5 protein-coding genes are annotated in these 3,207 nt (G+C 70.2%); all 5 read right to left on the reverse strand.

Going from position 1 to position 3,207, the window contains the following annotated elements:
• Window positions 1–864, reverse strand: an 864-nt coding sequence (locus tag ADBZ5U_RS15335) for a glycosyltransferase family 4 protein (RefSeq protein WP_526811625.1), incomplete at its 3' end; no start/stop codon positions are given.
• Complete coding sequence (locus ADBZ5U_RS15340; protein ID WP_526811627.1) at window positions 864–1,781, reverse strand: phosphatidylinositol mannoside acyltransferase; 918 nt, start codon at window positions 1,779–1,781, stop codon at window positions 864–866. The genes ADBZ5U_RS15335 and ADBZ5U_RS15340, both read right to left, overlap by 1 nt.
• The gene (gene pgsA / locus ADBZ5U_RS15345) at window positions 1,778–2,431 is read right to left on the reverse strand and encodes a phosphatidylinositol phosphate synthase (protein ID WP_526811629.1); all 654 of its coding nucleotides are present in this window, start codon (window positions 2,429–2,431) and stop codon (window positions 1,778–1,780) included. Before pgsA ends, ADBZ5U_RS15340 begins: the two co-directional genes overlap by 4 nt.
• Window positions 2,428–2,982 (reverse strand): ATP adenylyltransferase, encoded by a 555-nt coding sequence (locus ADBZ5U_RS15350; RefSeq protein WP_526811631.1) that lies wholly within the window; start codon window positions 2,980–2,982, stop codon window positions 2,428–2,430. Before ADBZ5U_RS15350 ends, pgsA begins: the two co-directional genes overlap by 4 nt.
• Window positions 2,975–3,207: His/Gly/Thr/Pro-type tRNA ligase C-terminal domain-containing protein (locus ADBZ5U_RS15355; RefSeq protein WP_526811632.1), on the reverse strand; the 233-nt coding region annotated here is incomplete at its 5' end. The genes ADBZ5U_RS15350 and ADBZ5U_RS15355, both read right to left, overlap by 8 nt.

Here is a 3,207-nt window from a genome sequence, read left to right on the forward strand (position 1 = left end):
GGTTCCGGCCGCCATCGCCTCCACCAGCACGATGCCGAAGCTCTCGCCGCCGGTGTTGGGGGCGCAGTAGACGTCGGCGCTGCGCAACGCCGAGGCCTTCTCCGCATCGGAGACCTGCCCGAGGAATCTGAGGTGCCCGGCCAACTCCCCCGCGCTCTCGCGCAGTTCGTCCTCGTCGCCGCGGCCCACGACGAGGACCTCCACGTCGGTGAATCGCGCCGCCAGCGCCGGCAGCGCGCCGAGCAGCACATCCATGCCCTTGCGGGGCTCGTCGAAGCGGCCCAGGAACAGCACCGTCTTGCCGGCCCGCGGGTAGCCGGGCAGAGGCTCGGCGTTGGCGAAGGCGCCGACGTCCACCCCGTTGGGGATCTCGACGGCGTCGGAGCCCAGGGCCTCCATCTGCCAGCGCCGGGCCAGGTCGGACACCGCGATGCGGCCGACGATCTTCTCGTTCCAGGGCCGCAGGATGCCCTGAAAGATGCCCAGCGCCAACGACTTCGTCGTCGAGGTGTGAAACGTCGCGACGATCGGACCCTCGGCGATCATCAGCGCCAGCACCGACAGACTCGGCGCGTTGGGCTCGTGCAGGTGCAGCACGTCGAAGTCGCCTGCGGCGATCCACTTCTTGACCAGCCGGTGGGTGGCCGGCCCGAACCGCAGCCGCGCCACCGATCCGTTGTAGGGGATCGGCACGGCCTTACCGCCCGAGACGACGTAGTCGGGCAGCTTGGCCCCCGGGGAGGACGGTGCCAGCACGCTCACCTCGTGACCGCGGCCGCGCAGCACCTCGGCCAGATCCAGCACGTGCGCCTGCACCCCGCCGTGGACGTCGAAGGAGTACGGGCACACCATCCCGATGCGCATCAGCCGTCCTCGAGGCGGGCGCGCCGCTTCTCGCTCAGGTCGGCCAACCACAGCGGCTGCAGCATGTGCCAGTCCTGCGGATGTTCGGAGATGCTGATCGCGAACCGGTCCGCCAGCGCCTGGATCACCGCGCCCACGTCGCCTGAACTGGTGTCGACGGCGTCCTCGATGGTGACGACGCAGTCCTCGCCGTCGTAGTGAACGTGCGCCGGATGCAGCGGGGCGCCGTTCTCGATCGCCAGTTTCGCCGGGCCCGCGGGCATCCGGGTGGGCTCCCCGAAGAACCGCACCGGCACCCCGGAACTGGTCAGGTCGCGGTCGGCCAGCAGGCAGACGAACCTGTTCTGCCGCAACCGTTCCGCCAGCACCTCCGACGGCGGACGGTCACCGCCGGTCAGCGGCAGCACCTCGAACCCGAGGCTCTCCCGGAACTCGACGAAGCGGTCGTAGAGCGACTCGGGTTTGAGCCGTTCGGCCACCGTGGTGAAGGGGCCGTAGTTCTGGGTCAGCCACACCCCGGCCATGTCCCAGTTGCCGCTGTGCGGCAACGCGATCACGGCGCCGCGGCCGGCGGCGTGCGCGGCGGCCAGATGCTCGGCGCCGACGAACACCTTGTCGAGCCGGCCGGCCAGAGCCGGCAGATCCATCGACGGCAACCGGAAGGCCTCCCGCCAGTAGCGGGCGTAGGAGGCCATGGAGGCGCGGATCAGCGATCCGGGCACCTCGGCGGGCGTGGTGCCGATCACCCGCGCCAGGTTCCTGCGCAACTGCGCGGGGCCGCCGCCGCGCGCCGCGTAGCGGGCTCCCGCACCGGATAGGCCGCGCGCCAACGGTTCCGGGATTGCGCGCACCAGACCCCATCCTGCGGCGAACCCCCAGTCGGTGAGGGTTTCCCCCGAGGGGACCAGGCGGCTCACTGCTCGCCGCTTCCCGGCAGGGGAAGTTTGTCCATCGCTCCGGGGGAACTGCGCACGCTGTGCAGACGCTGACCGACGGTCACCAGGCTGGTCACCGCCAGCAACCAGATCGCCACGTGCAGCACCATCGGCATCGGGAATCCCGGCAGGTCCGACACCCCGGCGCCGCCCAGGGCGATCACCAGGCGCTCGGGCCGCTCGATCAGGCCGCCGCCGCCGTCGAGGTCGCTGGCCTCGGCGCGGGCCTTGATGTAGGAGATCACCTGCGAGGTCACCAGGCAGATCAGGATCGCCACCATCAGCGACGCGCTGCGCAATCCGAAGGCGGCCCACCACAACAGCCCGCAGAACACCGCGCCGTCGCTGATCCGGTCGCAGGTGGCGTCCAGCACCGCACCGAACCGGCTGCCGCCGCCGCGCTGGCGGGCCATCGCGCCGTCGAGCATGTCGGCCAGCACGAAGAACCAGATCACCAGCCAGCCGGCGAAGAGATGGCCGGCGGGATACAGGGTGAGTGCCGCCAGCACCGAACCGGCGGTGCCGATGATCGTCACCATGTCGGGGGTCAGCCCGATCCGCAGCGCTGCTTTGGCGACGGGCACGCTGATCTTGGTGTAAGCCGCCCGGGTCATCAGGTAGAAGTCGCTCACGGCCGCCTTCCGTTCGCCGCCCATTCCGCGGCCAGCAGTGCTCGAGTGTCGCGCAGCAACTGCGGGATCACCTTGGTCTGGCCGACGACGGTGATGAAGTTCGCGTCACCGGACCACCGCGGCACGACGTGCATGTGCAGATGTTCGGCCAGCGACCCGCCGGCCGAGCGGCCCAGGTTCAGGCCGACGTTGAAGGCGTCCGGGTGGGAGACGGCCTTGATCACCCGAATCGCCTTCTGGGTGAACGCCATCAGCTCGGCGGCCTCGGCGTCGGTGAGGTCCTCCAGTTCGGACACCTGCCGGTAGGGCACCACCATCAGGTGGCCCGGGTTGTACGGGTAGAGGTTGAGCACCGCGTAGACCAGTTCGCCGCGGGCGATCAACAGCCCGTCCTCGTCGGAGAGGGTGGGGATTTCGGTGAACGGCCGCCGGGGCTCGTCGGTGTCGCGGGGCGCCGGCGACTCGACGATGTAGCTCATCCGGTGCGGAGTCCACAGCCGCTGCAACCGGTCGGGGTCGCCGGTGCCGTGGTCCACCAGAGCCTCACCCACCGGCCCGCACCAATTCCGCTGTGGGAACGGCGTTTTGGCGGCCGTCGATCCACGCCCGGATCGTCGCCACCGCCTGCTCGCGCGGCACCCCGTTGATCTGGCCGCGGTCACCGAACCGGAAGGAGACGGCCCCTGCTTCAACATCACGGTCGCCCGCGAGCAGCATGAACGGCACCTTCTGGTTGGTGTGGTTGACGATCTTCTTGGCCATCCGGTCGTCGCTGG

The sequence above is a fragment of the Mycobacterium sp. genome (assembly GCF_040398885.1).
In the GTDB taxonomy this organism is placed as follows: domain Bacteria; phylum Actinomycetota; class Actinomycetes; order Mycobacteriales; family Mycobacteriaceae; genus Mycobacterium.